Source organism: Pseudoalteromonas sp. MQS005 (genome assembly GCF_001661605.1).
GTDB lineage: Bacteria > Pseudomonadota > Gammaproteobacteria > Enterobacterales > Alteromonadaceae > Pseudoalteromonas > Pseudoalteromonas tetraodonis.
The window spans coordinates 1-21,061 of record NZ_LYRQ01000023.1 but is presented as its reverse complement, the minus strand read 5'-3'; the positions used below and the strand labels follow the sequence as shown (position 1 = coordinate 21,061).

Genomic DNA, 21,061 nt, shown 5'->3' with positions numbered 1-21,061 from the left:
CGCCACCTTTAAAAGCTATATTTAGCACTAAGATAAATACGGCGAGGTTCACCTGGGAAGTGCCCTGTACGTTCAATAAAGCCACTACTAGCATATTCTTTATCAAACAAATTTTTAACCGACAATTGCCACTGCCAATTATCTACTGTGGTTTGCCATGCCATATTATAAATAGTGTAAGGCTTAACTTGTTGACCACCTAAGCTTAGCTGTTCGTCAACATAGTCTAAACCGGCAGAAATAGAGGAAGATAAGCGAGGAAGCTCGTAGCGTGTCCAAATGCCCACTGTATTTTGTGGGGCATTAGCAAACTTATCACTATCAGGGATTTGATTACGAATGCTTTCATTCGCTTTAGTGATACGGGTATCATTATAGGCATAGTTAGCGGTCACAACCCATCGCTCGGTAATATCACCAACCACTTCAATTTCAAATCCTTTACTTTCTACTTCACCTACAGCCACTAGGTCGTCAACACCATCGCCAGCCACATCACCTAATAAGCTTGCTTGGAGGATATTTTCACGAACAATATTGTAAGCAGCCAAATTAACTGCCAAGCTATCATCAAGCAGTTTACTTTTTAAACCAACTTCATTGATACGGCTTGTTTCTGGAGAAAATGGCCCACCCTTTGCCGTTTCTTGATCACTTGCACTTTGTGGAACAAAGCCCGTACCGTATAAAGCATAGGGGTAGAAAGTATCGTTAATGTTGTAAGTTGTACCCACACGATAAGTCACATCACTATCTGAAAACTCAGTTTGATTTAACTCGTCTTTATCTTCAAAGCGATCATATCTTAACCCTGCGGTGATACTCCAATTAGTCGTAATATCGAGCTGATCTTGAACATAAGCACCAAAACGAGTGCTATTCGTTCGACCTAACCGTGGTGTAATGCTATCTAAATTATAATCATCAGCCGCTGTAAGACCATACTCAGGGTTGTAAAGATCAAGCCCGGGTACAGGCCCACCTTGACTCTGTTGCTTTGCCGTACGATAAACACTTTCAAAGCTATGCTCATACCAATCACTACCCAGTAATACTTGATGTTGCATATCAGCCAATACAAACTCCGCAACCGCATTAGCCGTTAAACTAAAACCTTCATTCTCACGAACTTGATCACGAAACTCTCGATCACTCCAATCAAGCACACCATCGCCATCTGTATCATCGAGTCCTTTCGGTTCATGATAGTTTTGCACTTCTTTATTATCGAAATAACGAGCCGTAATATCCGTTCGCCAAATATCATTAATATCGTGCTTTAAAGTAGCTTGATAAACATGAGCTTCAACATTTTGAAAGTCAGTCGCTTCATTATGATTCCAGCTAATATCTGTAATAAATTGGCCATTATCATCAGCGGGTACACCGCGTAAACGTGCACCACCTAACTCTTGCTCAATAAAAGTGTATTGCGTAGTCAGCTCTGTCGCACTATTAATTAACCAAGTATAACCAAGATCAACAATGGTGTTATCGCTACTGGTATTAGTACGAAAGGGATTTTCTGAATCACGATATAAACCAACACGGTAAGCATGGTTATCGAGCGATTCACTTAGCGTACCAGTACTTTGTATTGCCCCACTGAAAAAGTCATCATTGCCTACTTCAACTTCAATGCTGTGCTCATCGGTAAACTTTGGCTTTTTAGTTACATAATTAATAATGCCGCCAGGGTTTCCGCTGCCATAAATAGCGCCCGCAGGGCCTTTTAATACGGCAACTTGTTCAATATTAAATAACTGTGGGACAGCAAAACCATTAAATGGGTCGCCTTTTACACCATCGTATAAGATCTCATCTTGGCGAAAACCACGAAACGTCACCCCGGAATAACTAAATGCGTTAACCCCTGCAATATTGCTATATAAATCGGTAATTTGACGTGCAGCCTGATCGTTAATTAACGCTTGGGGAAGAATTTGAATGGACTGCGGGATTTTCTCAATTGGGGTATTTGTGCGAGTCCCAAAACTGGATTCTGTTGGTCTGTATAAAGAAAAAGCACGGCCAACAACATCAATAGTTTCTATTTCATTTTCAATATTTTGATTTTCAGCTAGTGAAGAACCTGAAAAACTGACTAGAACAGCCAATAAAACTGGAGAATAGCGCATAAAGTTTAAGTACGTAGAAAAATAATACGCATATGCTAATGAATATAGTTATCATTTTCAATAACTGATTATTAATTAAAACTAAATAATGAAATGCTTAAAATGTATCTGCTGACGCATTTTTACATACAGCTATTCGCATGAAATAAAGCCATAGGTTACAATACAAACCAGCATTCACTTTCATATTGGCAATTTCAAACGCATGATTAATCAAGACACTATCGCAGCACAAGCAACCGCACCAGGACGTGGTGGGGTTGGTATTATTCGTGTTTCAGGCAGCCTAGCAAAGCAAGTCGCTGAGAAAATAGTAGGCAAAATACCTAAAGTTCGCTTTGCCGACTACGTGCCTTTTAATAACCTTGCAGGGGATCAGCTTGACCAAGGTATTGCAATTTACTTTGCCGGCCCACACTCATTTACCGGTGAAGACGTACTCGAACTTCAAGGCCATGGTGGCCCTGTTGTCCTTGATATGCTACTTAAAGAAATAAGTAAAATAGACGGTGTACGTTTAGCAAAGCCTGGTGAATTCTCTGAGCGTGCGTTCATGAACGACAAGCTTGATTTAACTCAAGCTGAAGCTATTGCAGATTTAATTAATGCAACCAGTGAGCAAGCGGCTAAAAGCGCCCTACAGTCACTTCAAGGCCAATTCTCTAAGCACATAGAAACCTTAGTAGAAAAAGTCATTCACTTACGTATGTATGTAGAAGCGGCTATTGATTTTCCTGATGAAGAAATCGATTTTTTATCAGACGGAAAAGTCGGCGGTGATTTGAATGCCATTATTGAGCAACTTAATGCGGTTACCAATCAAGCCAAACAAGGTAGCATAATGCGCGAAGGTATGCGTGTCGTTATTGCAGGTCGTCCTAATGCAGGTAAATCAAGCTTACTTAATGCATTAGCAGGACGAGAAGCGGCAATCGTAACTGAAATAGCCGGCACCACCCGCGATGTACTTCGTGAGCACATACATATAGATGGTATGCCACTACATATAATCGACACCGCAGGCCTGCGTGAAAGCCCAGATCGCGTTGAACAAATAGGTATTGAGCGTGCATGGGATGAAATAAACCAAGCCGATCGCGTGTTATTTATGCTTGATGGTACAGATACAGCCGATACCGACCCTCATGCTATTTGGCCAGAATTTATGGCTAAGTTACCCCAAGGTATGGGCGTGACCGTGATCAGAAACAAAGCCGATTTATCAGGTGATGTAGTCGGTATGGATCAAGAGCAACAATATCCGGTCATCAGTTTAAGCGCTAAGAATGCTGACGGCATAGAACTAGTGCGTGAGCACTTAAAAGCCTGTATTGGTTTTGATGGGGCCACAGAGGGTGGCTTTATGGCGCGTCGTCGTCACTTAGATGCCCTTGAGCATGCAGCCTACCACTTAGATACCGGTAAAACACAATTAGAAATGCATGTGGCCGGTGAAATTTTGGCTGAAGAACTGCGTTTAACGCAGCAGTATCTTAACGAAATAACTGGTGAATTTACCTCAGATGATCTACTTGGCAAAATATTTAGCTCGTTCTGTATCGGTAAATAGTCGAATTAATAAGTAACGATATAATTTATTAAGGGTGCTTAGGCGCCCTTTTTAATGCCCAATCTTACAATAACAACTCACCTAGCTGTGCTTTAATAATCCACTTTAAAAACCAAACAGACTACAAATACAGTTTAAGCTGCACTTATATCAGCCTCAATTCGCCTTTAATAATGTACATAAAAAAAGTAACAACGCTAATAATCACAGCTAATAGCGGCTAGAACGTTTTCATTTATAGAACAAAATAGCTGTAGTTATGCTTATTAAACACTCTAAAACTGAAGCTATAGCATTGGTTATCCATGTTTGAATAGGGGGAATGATCAAGTCATAAAAACAAAACGTAACTAAAAAATACGTTTTGTTCGTCTACACCACCAGCAAAATTCAGTTAAATATTCACTTTAGATCACTCAAATTTATTTTTTTGCAGATCAGTTATCCACAATTGCGTGTTTTTTTGCCTCAGAGATAAATTAAACGTCTTTAAAATGGGGAAATAAGCTGTATTTAATTAAAAAAGGGCTGTTTATAAAAAATAATAATGGTTATTTAGCCTGATCTGACTAAATAGATCATTTTTTAAAATTATTTTCGATCCCAATTTAAGGTTATCAACAAGCTTTATATCCACATTAAGATCAACAAGCATCTATACGTTTATTTTCAATCGCTGGTGGCAAATACTAAATATAAAATCAATGACTTAGCAATAAAACTGCAACTTTAATTGATAGTTAAGCAGAGCTTTCCCCAACCTTATCAACAACTTGATCAGAAGATTACATTTAAAGATATTTTGTTAAACCTTTAATTATCAAGTAGTTAAGCAGTACATTTAAGTGAAGGCTTAAATAAGTACAAAAATAGTTATACAAAATGGCACTCTTAACTTTACTGTTATACTCACTGGGCTATCATAGGCGGCAATTAAAACTAATAGTGATCACAAATATTCATGAGTTCAGTAAATCTTATCGTTGGTAGTCAAATGGGATCCGCAGAATACGTTGCCGAGCAACTAAGCGATGCGCTTAATAGCCAAGGTATTAATACCCAACTACATGATCAACCTGAATTTAGTGAAATAGATCAGCAAAATACCATTTGGTTAATTTGTACATCAACCTATGGTGCGGGTGATTACCCAGAAAACCTTATTAACTTTGTTGATGAGTTATCTCAAGTTGATGATTTATCGCACTTAAAGTACACGGTCATTGCTTTAGGTGATACCAGTTATGACACGTATAACCTTGCAGGGCGTAATATAGATACGCTTTTAAGCCAAAAAGGCGCGATACAGTTAGCACCGCGGTTAGAACTGAATATTCTTGATGAAGCACTTCCAGAAGATACGGCCTTAGCTTGGTTAGACTCGTGGATAGCAAAAACAGGTCTAAAATAGAAAGATCAAGTAAAAAGTTATAAATAAAGTTACCCACAATTTACTAATAATTTAACAGATTTTGTGGATAAACACTGATTAAACTGCTTTTTTAACCATGCTTATCCATGGGATAAGATCGAGGCTTGATCGACCTGTGCATAACAGCCTGTTTTGATCAGAGCTTATTTGCCTGAAGATCCGATCATATTAACACCTTTAGATCCGATCTAATTATATGTTTTTAATCATGATCTAAAGCTTATCAACAGAAAAGCTGATCAGTAGTAGTAATAGTATTAAAAGATCTCTTTAAAAGATCCTTTATATTATTAGAGATCACTTACTTAGATCTTGAGCACTGTTTAATCATTTATCTTCTGCTAATTTCTAGGTAGAATACGCTCCCTTTTGAAGTTTACTGGTTTGATTTAAGTAGGATCCCATTAATGATTTTTCACGAAAATTTTGACGTTATCGTAGTAGGTGGTGGACATGCTGGCACTGAAGCCGCATTGGCAGCTGCCCGTATGGGGATGAATACCCTGCTGCTGACTCACAATATGGATACCCTTGGTCAAATGTCTTGTAACCCAGCGATTGGTGGCATTGGCAAAGGCCACTTAGTTAAAGAAATTGATGCCCTTGGTGGCGCAATGGCTCAGGCTATTGACAAAGGCGGGATCCAATTCCGTACGCTTAATTCTTCTAAAGGCCCTGCTGTACGAGCTACTCGTGCTCAAGCGGATCGTGCTTTGTACAAAGCGGCTATTCAGAACATACTTCAAAACCAAGAAAACTTAAAGATTTTTCAACAATCATGTGATGATCTTATCGTTGAAAACAACCGTGTAACAGGTGTCGTTACCCAAATGGGTCTGCGTTTCAGTGCCCCTAGTGTAGTACTAACCGTAGGCACATTCTTAGGTGGCCAAATTCATATCGGTCTTGAAAACTTTAAAGGTGGCCGTGCAGGCGATCCACCTTCAATTGCATTGGCTGATCGTTTACGCGAACTTCCATTTAGAGTGGATCGTTTAAAAACAGGCACACCACCACGTATTGATGCACGCACTGTTGATTTTTCTAAAATGCAAGAACAACCAGGTGATGCACCAACACCGGTATTCTCATTTATGGGTAAACAAAGTGACCACCCACAACAAATTCCGTGTTACATCACTTACACCAATGAAAAAACACATGATGTTATTCGCAAAAACTTACATCGCTCACCTATGTACTCAGGTGTTATCGAAGGAATAGGCCCACGTTACTGTCCGTCTATTGAAGATAAGATTGTCCGTTTTGCTGATAAAGATAAGCACCAGATATTTGTAGAGCCAGAAGGCTTAACGTCATACGAGTTATATCCTAACGGTATTTCAACCAGCTTACCGTTCGATGTGCAGTTAGAAATTGTGCAATCGATCACCGGATTTGAAAATGCACATATTTGTCGTCCTGGCTACGCTATTGAATATGACTTTTTTGATCCGCGCGACTTAAAACAATCATTAGAAACTAAATTTATTGATGGTTTATTTTTTGCTGGTCAGATTAATGGTACGACCGGTTACGAAGAAGCGGGCGCACAAGGTCTGATCGCAGGTATGAATGCGGCATTACAAGTGCAAGGCAAAGAATCGTGGACACCACGTCGTGATGAAGCCTATGTTGGCGTACTAATTGACGACCTAGCAACACTGGGTACAAAAGAACCATACCGCATGTTTACTAGCCGTGCTGAATACCGTTTGTTACTACGTGAAGACAACGCTGATATACGTTTAACTGAAAAAGGCCGTGAATTAGGTTTAGTTAATAATGAACGTTGGCAAGCATTCAACGAAAAAATGGAAGTGATCGCTAAAGAGAAACAGCGTATTAAAGACACCTGGATCCATAAAGATCATGCGGTTGTTGATCAAGTAAATGAATTACTTAAAACGCCACTTGTGCGTGAAGCCAGCTTAGAAGAATTATTACGCCGACCTGAAGTGCGTTATAACGACTTGATGGCCATTGAAGGACTCGGATCTGAGTTTACCAATAAGGCCGCCTTAGAGCAGGTTGAAATTCATACTAAGTACGCAGGTTACATTGCACGCCAGCAAGATGAGATCAATAAGCAGCTTCGTCATGAAGAAACAATTTTACCAAAAGAGTTTGATTATAAAACCGTCTCTGGTTTATCAAATGAGGTTGTTGCTAAGCTAATTGATGCTCGTCCAGACACTATTGGTCAAGCTTCGCGTATTTCTGGTATCACCCCAGCGGCGATTTCGCTATTATTAGTGTATCTGAAGAAGCAAGGCTTGTTGCGCAAAACTGCGTAACGGTAAAGGTACATTGTGTTACAGCAACAATTAACAACTTTGTTAGCGCAAACTGATATTGCGCTAACACAAAAACAACAGCAACAACTTGTTCGCTATGTCGAATTACTCGATAAGTGGAATAAAGCCTATAATTTAACCTCAGTACGTTTACCTCAAGAAATGATGGTTAAACATATAATGGATAGCTTAGTTGTTGCGCCTCACTTGACCGGTCATCATTATATTGATGTTGGCACAGGTCCTGGTTTACCGGGCATAGTGTTAGCTATTGCCTTACCCGATACGCAGTTTGTATTATTAGATAGTTTAGGTAAACGTGTACGTTTTTTAATGCATGTTAAACATGAGCTTGGCCTTGATAATGTGACCCCTGTGCAGTCAAGAGTTGAAGAATATCAACCAAGTGTTAAATTAGATGGCGTACTAAGTCGTGCATTTGCATCGTTACAAGATATGATTGACTGGTGTTCGCACTTAATCGATCATTCAGGTAAGTTCATTGCACTTAAAGGGGTATTTCCAAGTGAGGAATTAGACTCACTCCCTGCTGGTGTTAAGTTTGAGCAAAAAATTGCATTAGAAGTACCCGATTTAGATGCACAACGACATTTAATAATTCTTTCTAAAGACTAGGGATCAGAGACACTGTGGCAAAAGTCATCGCATTAGCAAATCAAAAAGGCGGAGTAGGTAAAACGACCACTGCCGTTAATCTCGCTGCATCTATGGCTGCAACGAAACGTAAAGTGCTGTTAATAGATCTCGATCCGCAAGGCAATGCGACCATGGGCAGTGGCGTCGACAAATATGGTGACGTCCCTACTATCTATGATTTACTCATAGAAGATAAGCCTATTGATGAGGTGATTATTAAAGAAACCTCAGGCGAGTATCATATGATTGCTGCAAACGGCGATGTGACCGCTGCAGAAGTTAAATTGATGGAATTATTTGCTCGCGAAGTACGCTTACGCAATGCACTTGAAAAAATTCAGGATCAGTACGAGTTTATTTTTATAGACTGCCCACCTTCTTTAAATATGTTAACCGTTAATGCCATGGCCGCTGCCGATTCTATTTTAGTCCCTATGCAATGTGAATATTATGCATTGGAAGGATTAACCGCATTAATGGACACTATTACGCAACTTGCTAAGTTAGTTAATCCTAACTTACAGATTGAAGGCATACTTCGTACTATGTACGATCCGCGTAATCGATTAGCAAATGATGTATCAGAACAATTAAAACAACATTTTGGCGATAAAGTATACCGTACGGTGATCCCACGTAATGTTCGACTTGCAGAAGCCCCAAGTTTTGGCGCACCTGCAATGTACTACGATCGAGCATCAAGTGGTGCGAAAGCGTATTTAGCTCTCGCGGGTGAAATGCTACGCAGAAAAGAAAAAACAACTCCCGTTGTCGCCTAACTTTGAGGTAAAAAAATAACATGTCTGCTAAAAAACGAGGTTTAGGCCGAGGACTCGATGCACTTTTAAGTTCATCTAAACCTGCACCAAGCGAAAGCAAGGAACACGACAGCGCCAATGTAACAAACGCAGTTGAAAATGCGGCACAGCCTAGCAACAGTGAATTACAAAAACTACCCATCGAGTTTTTACACTCAGGGAAATACCAACCTCGTAAAGACATGTCTGAAGAGGCACTTGAAGAACTCGCCAGTTCAATTCGTTCACAAGGGATAATTCAACCGATTGTTGTGCGCCCAGTTGCGCATAACAGTTATGAAATTATTGCCGGTGAACGTCGTTGGCGCGCGGCTCAAATTGCCAAGCTTGAGTTTGTACCGTGTATTATTAAAGATGTACCCGATGAAGCGGCCGTTGCTATTGCCCTAATTGAAAATATTCAGCGTGAAGACTTAAACGCCATGGAAGAAGCGATTGCACTTAATCGCTTGCTTAATGAGTTTGAGTTAACACATCAACAGGTGGCTGATGCCGTTGGTAAATCGCGTACTACCGTGACTAACTTATTACGCTTGAACAACCTCAATAACGATGTAAAGATATTGTTAGAGCATGGTGACATTGAAATGGGTCACGCTCGTTGCTTATTAGCACTTGAAGGTGAAGTGCAATCAGATGCAGCCCGTTTAGCTGTTGCGAAAGCATTGACCGTTCGCGAAACTGAAAAGCTAGTGCGCTCTATTTTAGAGCCTGCTCCAGCAAAAGAAGTAATAGAAAAAGACCCAGATGTTAAACAGTTAGAGCAACAACTTGCTGATAACCTAGGGGCAAAAGTAGAAATAAATTACAACAAAAAAGGCAAAGGGAAGTTGGTTATTTCTTACACTAATCTTGACGAGTTAGACGGTATTTTAAACCGTATCAATCAAGACTATTCCCACCATTAATTCATTGGATGTCTAAAAAGGGACATTTACAGCGATTTTGTGTTACAAAGCACCTACTCAAGTTGCAAAACTGGCAGGATTAAGTATAATTTCGCCAGTTTTCATACCCTGACAATTAGAGCGTCATAAAGGTTAATTAAAAGTGACTAATAAGTTAGCAGGCCCGTATAGGCTTGCCGCATTAAAATTAATTTGCCTTCAGGGATTTGTAGCCCTTTTAGCTGCACTAATAATTTTTATAGGTTGGGAAACCAATGCCGCACTTTCAGCATTAGCTGGTGGCGCTGTCGCAGTACTTCCTAACTTTGTATTTGCGCTTTATGCATTCAGATATATGGGTGCAAGTCGAGCAAATCAAGCGTATGCCTCGTTGAAACGCGGCAACGGATTAAAATTTATGCTAACAATCGTTTTGTTTGCACTAATGCTAAAGCTTTATCCGGTAGTTTTATTACCTTTCTTTTGTGCTTATGTGTTGGTGTTGTTTACAGGATTGTTTACACCCGTTTTTTTTAAACATTAACTTTTGGGATATAACATGGCTGCAGAAGAAGTTACTCTATCTAGCCATATTCAGCACCACTTAACCAATGCTAAGATGTGCTCGACCGACGCTGGTCTTGCCTTCAATAAAGCATGTACGGATAGTGGCTTCTGGACATGGCATGTAGATACCCTCGCATGGTCTATCGGACTAGGTCTAATATTTTTATGGATCTTCCGTAGTGCCGCAAAAAAATCAACTCTGGGTGTACCTGGAAAATTTCAGTGTTTCATTGAAATGGTTGTTGAGTTCGTTGGCGACAACGTACGCGATACCTTCCACGGTAAAAGTAAGCTAATTGCACCATTAGCATTAACAATATTCGTGTGGATATTCTTAATGAACTTAATGGATTTAATCCCAGTTGACTTCCTACCAGCATTTGCCGGCTTTGTTGGCGAAACTGCGTTTGGTATGGATTCACACGACGTATACATGAAAATTGTACCAACTACAGATATCAACATGACAGCAGCACTTGCGCTGGGCGTGTTCATTCTAATGATTGGTTACTCAATAAAAATAAAGGGTATCGGCGGTTTTATTAAAGAACTAACACTTCATCCGTTTAGTTCAAACAATACAGCTATGCAGATTCTTTTAATCCCATTTAACCTATTACTAGAGCTTATCGCATTGGTTTCTAAGCCGTTTTCACTGGCACTGCGTTTGTTCGGTAACTTATATGCAGGTGAGTTAATCTTCATCCTTATCGGTGCAATAGGTTTAATGCAACTACCGTTGCACTTTGTGTGGGCTGTATTCCATATCTTGGTAATTGTATTGCAAGCATTCGTATTTATGATGCTTACAATCGTATACCTAAGCATGGCAAGTTCGGATAATCACTAATTTATAACTTTTAATTTTTACTTTTAATTACAATTGAAACTTTGGAGAAAAAAATGGAACTAGTATTAGGTCTTAAGTACATCGCAGTAGCTTTACTTATCGGCTTCGGTGCAATCGGTACAGCAATCGGTTTTGGTAACATGGGCGGTAAATTCCTTGAAGCATGTGCGCGTCAACCTGAGCTTGCACCATCGCTACAAGTTAAAATGTTTATCCTTGCTGGTCTAATCGATGCTGTAGCAATGATTGGTGTTGGTATCGCGATGGTATTGTTGTTCGTACTTTAATTTTATTTTTTGAACAGCTTACTATTTAAGGAGGAGCGGTTGTGAACTTAAACGCCACTCTTATCGGTGAATTAATTGCGTTTACGGTGTTCGTATTATTTTGTATGAAATACGTATGGCCACCACTAAACGGTGCAATTGAAGCTCGCCAGAAGAAAATCGAAGATGGTTTAGCTGCCTCTGATAGAGCCGAAAAAGACTTAGAACTTGCGCAACACAAAGCTGCAGAACAGCTTAAAGATGCAAAGGCTCAAGCGGCTGATATCATTGAACAAGCTAAAAAGCGTGCCGTGCTAATTGTTGACGAAGAAACTGTTCGTGGTCAGCAAGAGCGTGAAAAAATTATTGCTCAAGGGCACTCTGAAATTGAATCAGAGCGTAACCGTGTGACAGAAGAGCTACGTAAGAAAGTAGCAACTCTGGCTGTGGTTGGCGCAGAAAGAATTTTAGAGCGCGAAATCAATCAAGCCGCACATAGTGACATCGTTGAAAAACTTGTCGCTGAGCTGTAATTAGGAGGGTATGAGCATGTCTGAATTGACTACTATCGCTCGCCCATACGCTAAAGCGGCTTTTGAACTTGCCGTTGAAAAAGGCACCATTGAAAGTTGGAATGACATGTTGTTCTTTGCTGGCCACGTTGCCAGCAATGAACAGGCATCAACCATTTTAGCTGGATTGCCTACTGCTACTGCACAAGCTGAGTTATTTATTAACTTATGTGGTGAGCAGCTCAACGAACAAGGTCAGAACCTAGTTAAGGTGATGGCTGAAAATGGACGTTTGATTGCACTACCTGAAGTTGCTCATTTATTTTCTGCTTTAAAAGCAGACTATGACAAAGAAATCGATATTGACGTGATTTCGGCAACGCCTCTTGCTGCAGCGCAGCAAAAATCATTGGTAGCGGCACTTGAAAAACGTTTCGCACGCAAAGTTAAGCTGAATTGTAGTGAAGACGCTACAGTTGTTGGCGGCCTTATTATCAAGGCGGGTGACACTGTAATTGACGGCTCTTTACGCGGTAAATTAAATCGCTTAGCCACAACACTACAATCGTAATTGGGAAAAAGAGCATGCAACTTAATTCCACTGAAATTTCAGATCTGATCAAACAACGTATTGAGAAGTTCGAAGTTGTAAGTGAAGCTCGTAACGAAGGTACAATTGTATCTGTTACTGACGGTATCATTCGCATCCACGGTCTAGCTGACTGTATGCAAGGTGAGATGATTGAGCTTCCTGGCAACCGTTATGCTATCGCACTAAACCTTGAGCGCGACTCAATTGGTGCAGTAGTAATGGGTCCATACGCTGACCTTACAGAAGGCGTAAAAGTATACACAACTGGTCGTATCTTAGAAGTGCCTGTTGGTGCGGGTCTACTTGGTCGTGTTGTTAACACACTAGGTGCTCCTATCGATGGTAAAGGCGCTTTAGATAACGACGGTTTTGAACCTGTAGAAAAAATTGCACCAGGTGTAATCGAGCGTCAATCAGTAGATGAGCCAGTGCAAACTGGTTACAAATCTATCGATGCAATGATTCCAGTTGGTCGTGGTCAACGTGAGCTTGTTATCGGTGACCGCCAAACAGGTAAAACTGCACTAGCAATCGATGCAATCATCAACCAAAAAGACACAGGCGTTAAGTGTGTGTACGTAGCGGTTGGTCAAAAAGCATCTACTATTGCTAACGTAGTACGTAAATTAGAAGAGCACGGTGCACTTGCAAATACTATCGTAGTTGTAGCATCTGCTTCTGAATCTGCGGCACTTCAGTACTTAGCACCGTTCTCGGGCTGTACTATGGGTGAATACTTCCGTGACCGTGGTGAAAACGCATTAATCGTATATGATGATTTATCTAAGCAAGCTGTTGCTTACCGTCAAATCTCATTGCTACTTAAGCGTCCACCAGGCCGTGAAGCATACCCAGGTGACGTATTCTACCTTCACTCGCGTCTTTTAGAGCGTGCATCACGTGTAAACACTGATTACGTTGAAAAATTCACTAACGGTGAAGTGAAAGGTAAAACAGGTTCATTGACGGCATTGCCTATCATTGAAACTCAAGGCGGCGACGTTTCTGCGTTCGTACCGACAAACGTTATCTCTATCACCGATGGTCAGATCTTCTTAGAAACTGACTTATTCAACTCAGGTATCCGTCCGGCAGTAAATGCTGGTATCTCGGTATCGCGTGTTGGTGGTGCTGCACAAACTAAAATCGTTAAGAAACTAGGTGGCGGTATCCGTCTAGCCCTAGCTCAGTACCGTGAATTAGCTGCGTTCTCGCAGTTCGCGTCTGACCTTGATGATGCTACTCGTGCTCAACTTGAGCATGGTGAGCGTGTAACAGAGCTAATGAAGCAGAAACAGTACGCGCCAATGTCTGTTGCTGAAATGTCTTTGTCGTTATTCGCAGCTGAGAAAGGTTACTTAAAAGACATCGAAATCGCTAAAATTATGGATTTCGAAGCGGCTTTACTTTCTTACGCAAATAGCACATACGCAGAGCTTATGGCTCAAATCAATGAAACTGGTAACTACAACGCCGAGATCGAAGCGCAGCTTAAAGAACTTCTAGAGAAGTTCAAGTCTACGCAAACTTGGTAATTTAGTTATTAATGGTGTGCTTTATATCTTAAAGCACACCTTGATTCGGAGAGAGAGTCATGGCCAGCGGAAAAGAGATTAAAAGCAAGATCGGCAGTATTAAAAATACTCAAAAGATCACTAGCGCAATGGAAATGGTTGCTGCGTCTAAAATGAAAAAGGCGCAAGAACGAGTGGCTTCAAGCCGTCCATACGCTGAAAAATTACGTAAAGTGATTGGTCGTGTTGCTCAAGCAAATCTTGATTTTACTCACCCGTTCTTAGAAGAACGTGAAGTAAAACGAGTTGGTTATATTGTTATCTCTACTGACCGTGGTCTGTGTGGCGGTTTAAACTCAAACGAGTTTAAAAAAGTCGCATTAGAGATTAAAGCGTGGAAAGAAAAAGGCGTAGATGCTGATTTTGCTACTTTAGGTAGTAAAGCAGCTGGCTTCTTTCAACGTTTTGGTGGTCAAGTGCTTGCTAAAAAAGCAGGTCTTGGAGATAAGCCTTCAGTACAGGACGTAATTGGTCCAGTAAAAATAATGCTAGATGCATTCTCTGAAGGTAAAATTGACCGTTTATTCCTGGTATATAACAACTTTGTTAATACCATGAAGCAAGAGCCAATAGTAGATCAGTTACTCCCTTTGCCAAAAGCTGAAGAAGAAGTATCTACACATGCGTGGGATTACTTATATGAACCAAACCCAGAGGCTATTTTAGAGTCTTTGTTAGTACGTTTCATTGAGTCTCAGGTATACCAAGGTGTAGTTGAAAACGCTGCCTCTGAACAGGCTGCCCGCATGGTTGCAATGAAAGCTGCAACTGATAATGCCGGTGACCTTATGGATGAGTTACAGCTTGTATATAACAAAGCTCGCCAAGCAGCAATCACACAAGAAATTAGTGAGATTTGTTCTGGTTCAGCAGCAGTTTAATGCTTCAGGCAAAGATTAACGAGAGGAATAGACATGAGTTTAGGTAAGGTCGTCCAAATTATCGGCGCCGTTGTGGATATCGAATTTCCACAAGACAGCGTGCCAGCCGTATATGACGCGCTAAAAGTAACAGATGGCGATTTAGCTGGTTTGACTTTAGAAGTTCAACAGCAGCTAGGTGGCGGTGTGGTACGTACTATCGCACTAGGTACTACAGACGGTTTACGTCGTGGTGCTGCAGTAGCAAACACAGGCGAAGCAATTCAAGTTCCAGTTGGTACTAAGACCCTAGGTCGTATCATGAATGTACTTGGTGAGCCAATTGATGAAGCAGGTCCAATCGGTGAAGATGAGCGTATGTCTATCCACCGTGCAGCACCTACTTACGAAGAGCAATCAAGCTCAGTAGAACTTTTAGAAACGGGTATCAAGGTAATCGACCTTGTATGTCCATTCGCTAAAGGTGGTAAAGTTGGTTTATTCGGTGGTGCCGGTGTTGGTAAAACCGTAAACATGATGGAACTTATCCGTAACATCGCAATCGAGCACAGCGGCTACTCAGTATTCGCAGGTGTTGGTGAGCGTACTCGTGAGGGTAACGATTTCTACCATGAAATGAACGATTCAAACGTACTTGATAAAGTATCGCTTGTATACGGTCAGATGAACGAGCCACCGGGTAACCGTTTACGCGTAGCGTTAACAGGTCTTACTATGGCTGAGAAGTTCCGTGACGAAGGTCGCGACGTACTTTTCTTCGTAGATAACATCTACCGTTACACACTTGCGGGTACAGAAGTATCAGCACTTCTTGGTCGTATGCCATCAGCGGTAGGTTACCAGCCTACACTTGCTGAAGAAATGGGTGTACTTCAAGAGCGTATCGCATCTACTAAGACAGGTTCAATTACTTCAATCCAAGCGGTATACGTACCTGCGGATGATTTAACGGATCCATCTCCAGCAACAACGTTTGCTCACTTAGATGCAACAGTGGTACTTTCACGTGATATCGCATCACTAGGTATCTACCCAGCGGTAGACCCTCTTGATTCATCTTCACGTCAGCTTGATCCACAAGTAATCGGTGAAGAGCACTACGGTATAGCGCGCGGCGTTCAAACAGTTCTTCAGCGTTACAAAGAGCTTAAAGACATCATCGCGATTCTAGGTATGGACGAGCTTTCTGACGAAGATAAGCAACTTGTATCTCGTGCACGTAAAATCCAGCGTTTCCTATCTCAGCCATTCTTCGTGGCAGAGGTATTTACAGGTGCGCCAGGTAAATACGTTTCACTTAAAGACACAATTGCAGGCTTCAAAGGTATCTTAAACGGTGAGTTTGATGATATGCCAGAGCAAGCGTTCTACATGGTTGGCTCTATCGAAGAAGCTCAAGAAAAAGCCAAAAGCATGTAATTAGGAGGGTAGTATGGCAGCTATGACTGTACATCTTGATGTAGTAAGTGCTGAAGAGAAATTATTTTCTGGTTTAGTAGAATCTATTCAAGTATCTGGTAGTGAAGGTGAGTTAGGTGTTAACGCCGGTCACGCCCCACTACTAACTGCCCTTAAACCTGGTATGGTACGTTTAGTTAAGCAATTTGGTGAAGAAGAACTCATCTATATTGCTGGCGGTACACTAGAAGTTCAACCGAACATAGTGACCGTACTTGCTGATACAGCTGTTCGTGGTGAAGACCTAGACGAAAAAGCTGCAGAGCAAGCTAAGCGTGACGCTGAAGCCCAAATGGCAAAAGGCGCATCTGCTGAACTTGATTACAATCAAGCAGCAATGCAACTAGCTGAAGCAATTGCTCAGCTACGCATTATTCAGCAATTACGTAAAAAGTAAGCCTATCTGGTTTTTAAAAGCCCACTTTATGTGGGCTTTTTTGTGCCACTAACTAACTACTTCAGCCTATTTGTAAATAAATTAATCGTTATGGCTAATATCTCTTCATTATTACTTATATCTACGCAAGATTCTCGTTACAATAACCCTATTCTATTAGGTGTTATTTTGCTTAAGTTAAGATTCAGTAGTCATTGCTTAGCTTACTGAGTATTTGCACATGATGTGACTTACGTAATCTACTTTGCAGCACACTTATTCTATCAAGCTAAAACAACGGAAAAAGGAAATTGTTTTAATGGCTCTAACAACAGTAATTCTTGCAGCGGGTAAAGGTACTCGTATGCGCTCTGCTCTGCCTAAGGTACTGCATAAAGTGGCAGGTAAACCTATGGTGCAACACGTTATCGATAATGCCAATGCGCTAGGTGCTACATCGACTAACTTAGTTTATGGTCATGGCGGCGAACTATTACAACAACAATTAGCCGATAATAACGTAAATTGGGTACTGCAAGCTGAGCAACTAGGTACAGGCCACGCAGTGGCACAAGCAAACCCTCATATTAACGACGACGATACCGTACTGGTTTTATACGGTGACGTACCTTTAACTAAGCAATCAACACTTGAACGTTTATTAGCAGCAACACCTAAAAATGGCTTAGCAGTATTAACCGTTAATCTAGCAAACCCAAATGGTTATGGGCGTATGCTACGTGTTGATGGCAAGCTAGTGGGGATTGTTGAACAAAAAGATGCCAATGCAGAGCAGTTACTTATTAACGAAGTAAACACCGGCATTATGGCGGTAAATGGTAAGCTTTTAAAAACATGGTTAGGTAATTTGTCTAACAATAATGCCCAAGGCGAATACTACCTAACAGATATAGTCGCTATGGCGCACAGTGAAGGTGTAGAAATTACATCAGCACAACCAGATCACCCAATGGAAGTTGAAGGTGCAAATAACCGCGTACAACTTGCAGGATTAGAGCGTGCTTATCAAGCATGGCAAGCAGAAGAGCTGATGCTAAATGGTGCAACTCTTGCCGACCCTGCTCGCATAGATGTACGTGGCGACGTTAAAACAGGTGAAGATGTCCTCATAGATATCAACGTTATTTTTGAAGGTACAGTAACCTTAGGTAATAACGTACAAATTGGCCCTAACTGCGTACTTAAAAACTGTAGCATCGGCGATAATGTTGTTATTAAAGCCAATACATTGATTGAAGATGCATCAGTTGCGGCTAAATGTACACTCGGTCCATACGCCCGCCTTCGCCCAGGTGCAATAATGGAAGAAGACTCTCACATTGGCAACTTTGTCGAAATGAAAAAAACCCGTTTAGGTAAAGGCTCTAAAGCAAACCACTTAAGTTACTTAGGTGATGCTGAAATTGGCGAGAAAGTGAATATTGGCGCAGGCACGATTACCTGTAACTACGATGGTGTGAATAAAGCCAAAACCATTATTGGCGATAATGCCTTTATTGGCTCTAACTCATCACTGGTTGCACCTGTAAATATTGGTGCTACAGCAACTGTAGGTGCAGGTTCTGTTATTACCAATACCGTCGCGGATGATCAGCTAGCCGTGGCACGTGGCAAGCAACGCAATTTAGATGGTTGGAAACGCCCAGTTAAAAAATAGTAATGACCATTACTTATTAAGTATTTAAAGCGAGTTTTATAACTCGCTTTTTTATTGCCTAAATATTCTATAAATAAAAATGCCATACTGTTGTCATCCCTGTGTGTTGATATTTAACTAATACAACACTAAGGAAAACAATAATGTTAAACAAATCAATAATAGCCCTTTCTTTGCTATCACTATTAACTGGTTGCTCACTAGATGGTGATGACGGCCAAGATGGCGCACAGGGTGTACAAGGTACAGCGGGTAATAATGGCGAAAACGGCACTAATGCAAATTCAGCTTTAAATATAAATCTTATTGGACGCGCAGTTCTCAATGCACAAAGCCCAGAGGGTGCAGCTGAAATAGTCGCCTACCAAGCCTCTAAAAAGTGGATTTATGCAATTAATAGCTCTGGCGATAAGGCTGTTGTGAATATCATTCCTGCCGATACGTTCGACACCGCAGCATTAGTAAAAGATAACGAAGGTATTGTAAACGCGACCAACTTAGCCTCTGCCATTACGCTCTCACTAAATGAAAATACGCCTGGCGATGCAAACAGCATAGCTATCGATGCAAATAACCAATTATTAGCGGTAGCAATGGCTGCTACAAGCGTGGGCGAAGCTGGCCAAATAGCGTTTTACAATATTAGCGGAGATACACCCGTATTTATTAAAAATGTAACAGTAGGTGCCCTACCCGACATGGTAGCATTTAGTCATGATGGTGCAAAAGTAGTGGTTGCTAATGAAGGTGAACCTAATGGCGACTACAGTATCGATCCCGAAGGCACTATTAGCATTATCGATATTAATAACGGCACTATTGCCGATACCGCTTTGAGCATCAACTTTCAAGATTACAATAATAAGCAAGCAGAATTAGAAGCACAGGGCTTAGTGTTTGCCAACCCTACTGGACGTACTATTAACGGCAATTTAATAAATACCACCGTCGCTATGGATTTAGAGCCAGAATATGTGAGTATTTCCAAGGATAATAAATACGCCTATGTCTCTATTCAAGAAAATAACGCTCTAGCCATCATCAACCTTGAAGATAATTCCCTTGAGCTAAAAGGATTAGGTTTTAAAGATTGGTCAAACTTAAAATTTGACGCTTCAGACAAAGACGGTGGTGTTAATTTTAAATCATACCCTGGTTTATATGGCATGTATCAGCCAGATACAATTGCAAGTTTTAGCTGGAAAGGAGCCAACTTTATTGTATCTGCCAATGAGGGTGATGCACGCGAATACTTTTTTGATGCCAGCGATGAAGCTGATTGTATAGCCAAGGGTGGCCTTGATTATGACGCTAAAGATGGGTGTTTGGGATATATAGATGAAAGCCGCGTAGAAGATCTAACGCTCGCAGCTAATTTCGATTACTTAAATAACGATGATAACGACATTGGTCGTTTAAAAGTTACAACAGTAAAAGGTGATATAAATAACGACGGCCAATACGAATCGCTTTATGCCTATGGCGCACGCTCATTTACCATTTGGGATAGCAATGGGCTGGTGGTGTTTGACTCAGGCGATCAAATTGCACGAGTAACCGCTTCTGTTCATGGCAATGCATTCAATAATAACGAAGATGAAAACAAAGGCGATACACGCTCAGATGATAAAGGGGCAGAACCCGAAGCGCTGACATTAGGTAAGGTTGGCGATAGATTATTTGCTTTTGTTGGCTTAGAGCGTATGGGCGCAATAATGGTGTTTGATATAACCAACCCTTACGATGTGAAATTTCAAGACTACTTCTATAATCGTGGTTTAGAACCAAGTGCAGATATAACTGGCGATATTGCTCCTGAAGGAATGACATTTGTTCCTGCAGCGCAAAGTGCAACAAATGAAGCACTGCTTATAGTCGATAATGAAATCTCAGGCTCAATTGCCGTATGGGAAATAACAACTCAGTAATTAATAAAGTGTTATGTAAAAGCGATTAGCAGTTATCTATAAATCGCTTTTACTTCCTCCCCTCTCAATAATCATGCCTTATGTGAATGCTTTTTAATCAAAAACAGCCCTGCAGCCCTTTGTTTGTATGGTTATTGTACTAAATTGAAATTAATTTAATAAAACTGAAATAAAGCATTGACCCTCTCCAGAATATCCCTATAATGCGCATCCACTGACCCGGTAGGCAGCAATGAAAAGCGCTGAACAAACGGTAAGTGAGTCGAGTAAAACTTAGCTTTTAAATCTTTTAAAAGAAACTAAAAATTAAGTGTTGACAAAAAAATAGGAAAGCGTAATATGCGCAGCCCTAGCGAGATAAAGTTAAACGCTTTAATCGCAACGTTCTTTAACAATATAAAGCAATCATCTGTGTGGGCACTCGTACAGATTGAGTTCTAACAGCCAAGCTACTTCGTTCTTTATTGAGCAAGTAACGAGGCAAACAAATTTAGAGTCTCAATTTAAACTGAGTGACCAACAGAATAGTTACTTCGGTAATTATTCAGCACAGTCAATTCAATATCGAAAGATATTAAAT

General features: G+C 40.8%; 18 protein-coding genes. 17 read left to right on the top strand and 1 reads right to left on the bottom strand.

Translation table 11 applies throughout. From position 1 onward, the window contains the following. Positions 1-8: 8 nt before the first annotated feature. Positions 9-2,138, bottom strand: coding sequence for a TonB-dependent siderophore receptor (locus A9479_RS09800; RefSeq protein WP_064663321.1), 2,130 nt, complete (start codon positions 2,136-2,138; stop codon positions 9-11). 205 nt (positions 2,139-2,343) lie between these two features. On the opposite strand from A9479_RS09800, the gene mnmE reads away from it, so the two are divergent. From mnmE to A9479_RS09715, 17 genes are all read left to right on the top strand, one after another. After that, positions 2,344-3,708 carry a tRNA uridine-5-carboxymethylaminomethyl(34) synthesis GTPase MnmE gene (gene mnmE, locus A9479_RS09795; RefSeq protein WP_013466273.1) on the top strand — a complete coding sequence of 455 codons (1,365 nt, stop codon included), beginning with the start codon at positions 2,344-2,346 and terminating at the stop codon, positions 3,706-3,708. A gap of 961 nt (positions 3,709-4,669) precedes the next feature. After that, positions 4,670-5,119, top strand: a complete 450-nt coding sequence (locus A9479_RS09790) for a flavodoxin domain-containing protein (RefSeq protein WP_024601476.1) — start codon at positions 4,670-4,672, stop codon at positions 5,117-5,119. Between the two features lie 428 nt (positions 5,120-5,547). Next, positions 5,548-7,437 carry a tRNA uridine-5-carboxymethylaminomethyl(34) synthesis enzyme MnmG gene (gene mnmG / locus A9479_RS09785; protein WP_064663320.1) on the top strand — a complete coding sequence of 630 codons (1,890 nt, stop codon included), beginning with the start codon at positions 5,548-5,550 and terminating at the stop codon, positions 7,435-7,437. 15 nt (positions 7,438-7,452) lie between these two features. Then, entirely contained in the window at positions 7,453-8,073 is a 621-nt protein-coding gene (gene rsmG, locus A9479_RS09780) for a 16S rRNA (guanine(527)-N(7))-methyltransferase RsmG (RefSeq protein WP_008464169.1), read from the top strand. 14 nt (positions 8,074-8,087) lie between these two features. Further along, positions 8,088-8,873 carry a ParA family protein gene (locus tag A9479_RS09775; protein WP_008112117.1) on the top strand — a complete coding sequence of 262 codons (786 nt, stop codon included), beginning with the start codon at positions 8,088-8,090 and terminating at the stop codon, positions 8,871-8,873. A 20-nt stretch (positions 8,874-8,893) separates the two neighbouring features. Further along, on the top strand, positions 8,894-9,820 hold the full coding sequence (locus A9479_RS09770; RefSeq protein WP_016900011.1) for a ParB/RepB/Spo0J family partition protein: 927 nt from the start codon (positions 8,894-8,896) through the stop codon (positions 9,818-9,820). Positions 9,821-9,962: 142 nt separating this feature from the next. Then, entirely contained in the window at positions 9,963-10,343 is a 381-nt protein-coding gene (locus tag A9479_RS09765; protein ID WP_013466267.1) for an ATP synthase subunit I, read from the top strand. 15 nt (positions 10,344-10,358) lie between these two features. Continuing rightward, a complete protein-coding gene (gene atpB, locus A9479_RS09760; protein WP_013466266.1) occupies positions 10,359-11,216 on the top strand; it encodes a F0F1 ATP synthase subunit A in 858 nt (285 codons plus the stop codon). A gap of 53 nt (positions 11,217-11,269) precedes the next feature. Continuing rightward, positions 11,270-11,503 (top strand): F0F1 ATP synthase subunit C, encoded by a 234-nt coding sequence (atpE, locus tag A9479_RS09755; protein ID WP_004335261.1) that lies wholly within the window; start codon positions 11,270-11,272, stop codon positions 11,501-11,503. 41 nt (positions 11,504-11,544) lie between these two features. Next, positions 11,545-12,015: a F0F1 ATP synthase subunit B gene (gene atpF, locus A9479_RS09750; RefSeq protein ID WP_013466265.1), complete on the top strand. Its 471-nt coding sequence runs from the start codon at positions 11,545-11,547 to the stop codon at positions 12,013-12,015. Positions 12,016-12,031: 16 nt separating this feature from the next. Next, a complete protein-coding gene (gene atpH / locus A9479_RS09745) occupies positions 12,032-12,565 on the top strand; it encodes a F0F1 ATP synthase subunit delta (RefSeq protein ID WP_064663335.1) in 534 nt (177 codons plus the stop codon). A 14-nt stretch (positions 12,566-12,579) separates the two neighbouring features. After that, a complete protein-coding gene (gene atpA / locus A9479_RS09740; RefSeq protein WP_013466263.1) occupies positions 12,580-14,121 on the top strand; it encodes a F0F1 ATP synthase subunit alpha in 1,542 nt (513 codons plus the stop codon). A gap of 59 nt (positions 14,122-14,180) precedes the next feature. Next, positions 14,181-15,041 (top strand): F0F1 ATP synthase subunit gamma, encoded by an 861-nt coding sequence (gene atpG, locus A9479_RS09735; RefSeq protein ID WP_008464174.1) that lies wholly within the window; start codon positions 14,181-14,183, stop codon positions 15,039-15,041. Positions 15,042-15,074: 33 nt separating this feature from the next. Then, positions 15,075-16,460, top strand: a complete 1,386-nt coding sequence (gene atpD, locus A9479_RS09730) for a F0F1 ATP synthase subunit beta (protein ID WP_008464175.1) — start codon at positions 15,075-15,077, stop codon at positions 16,458-16,460. 13 nt (positions 16,461-16,473) lie between these two features. Further along, positions 16,474-16,896 (top strand): F0F1 ATP synthase subunit epsilon, encoded by a 423-nt coding sequence (locus A9479_RS09725; protein ID WP_008464176.1) that lies wholly within the window; start codon positions 16,474-16,476, stop codon positions 16,894-16,896. A 298-nt stretch (positions 16,897-17,194) separates the two neighbouring features. Continuing rightward, positions 17,195-18,553 carry a bifunctional UDP-N-acetylglucosamine diphosphorylase/glucosamine-1-phosphate N-acetyltransferase GlmU gene (gene glmU, locus A9479_RS09720; RefSeq protein WP_064663319.1) on the top strand — a complete coding sequence of 453 codons (1,359 nt, stop codon included), beginning with the start codon at positions 17,195-17,197 and terminating at the stop codon, positions 18,551-18,553. Positions 18,554-18,696: 143 nt separating this feature from the next. After that, positions 18,697-20,481 (top strand): choice-of-anchor I family protein, encoded by a 1,785-nt coding sequence (locus A9479_RS09715; protein ID WP_064663318.1) that lies wholly within the window; start codon positions 18,697-18,699, stop codon positions 20,479-20,481. Positions 20,482-21,061: the final 580 nt, after the last annotated feature.

Coding starts and splice junctions, on each gene's coding strand:
- A9479_RS09800 (WP_064663321.1), bottom strand. CDS start 2,138: ATGCGCTATTCTCCAGTTTTATTGGCTGTTCTAGTCAGTTTTTCAGGT.
- mnmE (WP_013466273.1), top strand. CDS start 2,344: ATGATTAATCAAGACACTATCGCAGCACAAGCAACCGCACCAGGACGT.
- A9479_RS09790 (WP_024601476.1), top strand. CDS start 4,670: ATGAGTTCAGTAAATCTTATCGTTGGTAGTCAAATGGGATCCGCAGAA.
- mnmG (WP_064663320.1), top strand. CDS start 5,548: ATGATTTTTCACGAAAATTTTGACGTTATCGTAGTAGGTGGTGGACAT.
- A9479_RS09770 (WP_016900011.1), top strand. CDS start 8,894: ATGTCTGCTAAAAAACGAGGTTTAGGCCGAGGACTCGATGCACTTTTA.
- atpB (WP_013466266.1), top strand. CDS start 10,359: ATGGCTGCAGAAGAAGTTACTCTATCTAGCCATATTCAGCACCACTTA.
- atpE (WP_004335261.1), top strand. CDS start 11,270: ATGGAACTAGTATTAGGTCTTAAGTACATCGCAGTAGCTTTACTTATC.
- atpH (WP_064663335.1), top strand. CDS start 12,032: ATGTCTGAATTGACTACTATCGCTCGCCCATACGCTAAAGCGGCTTTT.
- atpA (WP_013466263.1), top strand. CDS start 12,580: ATGCAACTTAATTCCACTGAAATTTCAGATCTGATCAAACAACGTATT.
- atpG (WP_008464174.1), top strand. CDS start 14,181: ATGGCCAGCGGAAAAGAGATTAAAAGCAAGATCGGCAGTATTAAAAAT.
- atpD (WP_008464175.1), top strand. CDS start 15,075: ATGAGTTTAGGTAAGGTCGTCCAAATTATCGGCGCCGTTGTGGATATC.
- A9479_RS09725 (WP_008464176.1), top strand. CDS start 16,474: ATGGCAGCTATGACTGTACATCTTGATGTAGTAAGTGCTGAAGAGAAA.
- glmU (WP_064663319.1), top strand. CDS start 17,195: ATGGCTCTAACAACAGTAATTCTTGCAGCGGGTAAAGGTACTCGTATG.
- A9479_RS09715 (WP_064663318.1), top strand. CDS start 18,697: ATGTTAAACAAATCAATAATAGCCCTTTCTTTGCTATCACTATTAACT.